1 protein-coding gene is annotated in these 1,265 nt (G+C 65.6%); it reads left to right on the top strand.

Annotated elements, in window-relative coordinates; all coding sequences use genetic code 11:
- Window positions 1-69 precede the first annotated feature (69 nt).
- Window positions 70-1,232, top strand: a protein-coding gene (locus ACIRA5_RS53650; RefSeq protein ID WP_403706029.1) for an IS3 family transposase whose coding sequence is annotated in 2 segments (ribosomal slippage) — window positions 70-354 and window positions 357-1,232 — 1,161 coding nt in all. Because the reading frame shifts where the segments join, the coding sequence is not laid out codon by codon here.
- The last annotated feature ends 33 nt before the right edge of the window (window positions 1,233-1,265 follow it).

The raw sequence follows: 1,265 nt of genomic DNA on the forward strand, positions 1-1,265 counted from the left end.
GGGTCTGCTGCACGATCGGGTGACATCTGAACTGGCTTGCCCTGTGGGGCGGGTGGGAAGGATGTTGCTGTGCCCAAGCCTTATCCGGAAGAGTTCCGCCAGGACGTCGTACGGGTCGCGAGGAACCGCGGCCCGGGCGTGACGGTCGAGCAGGTGGCCGCCGACTTCGGAGTGCACGCGATGACGCTGTGGAAATGGATGCGCCGCGCGGACATCGACGACGGGACAAAGCCCGGAACGACCAGCCAGGACAACGCGGAACTACGGGAAGCGCGTCGGCGGATCAAGCTGCTGGAGCAGGAGAACGAGGTCCTGCGCCGGGCCGCGGCCTACCTGTCGCAGGCGCATCTGCCGGGAAAAGGATCTACCCGCTCGTGAAGGAGCTGGCCGCCGGCCGAGTTCCCGTCACGGTCACGTGCAGGGTCCTGAAGCTCGCCAGACAGCCCTACTACCGCTGGCTCGACCGGCCGGTGACCACTGCCGTGCTGGAGGAGGCTTACCGCGCGAATGCATTGTTCGACGCCCATCGTGAGGATCCGGAGTTCGGTTACCGCTTCCTTGCCGATGAAGCCCGCGACGCGGGGGCGGTCATGGCCGACCGGACCGCGTGGCGGATCTGCCGCGACAACAGCTGGTGGAGCGTGTTCGGCAAGAAGCGCGGCAGAATCAAGAAGGCCGGCCCGCCGGTGCACGACGACCTCGTCTGCCGTGACTTCACCGCGACCGGCCCGAACCGGCTGTGGCTCACCGATATCACCGAACACGCCACCAACGAAGGCAAGTTGTATCTGTGTGCGATCAAGGACGTCTTCAGTAAGAGGATCGTCGGCTACTCGATCGACACGCGGATGAAGTCCCGCCTGCCCGTCACAGCCCTGAACAACGCTGTTGCCCGGCGTGGACACGTCGCCGGGTGCATCCTGCACAGTGATCGCGGATCGCAGTTCCGGTCACGGAAGTTCGTCCGGGCACTCGACGGCCACGGGATGAGCGGATCGATAGGAAGGGTCGGGGCGGCAGGCGACAACGCGGCCATGGAGTCCTTCTTCAGCCTGCTGCAGAAGAACGTCCTCGACCGTCGGTCCTGGGCCACCCGCCAGGAACTGCGGATCGCGATCGTGACCTGGATCGAGAGGACCTACCACCGGCGCCGCAGACAAACCTCGCTCGGCCGGCTGACCTCCGTCGAATTCGAGACCGTCATGACCACACCGGCCTCCCAGGTCGCGTGACCGAACCTGTCACCCAAACCTGCACCAGACCCA

The organism is Streptomyces sp. NPDC096311 (assembly GCF_044763085.1).
Taxonomy (GTDB): Bacteria; Actinomycetota; Actinomycetes; order Streptomycetales; family Streptomycetaceae; genus Streptomyces.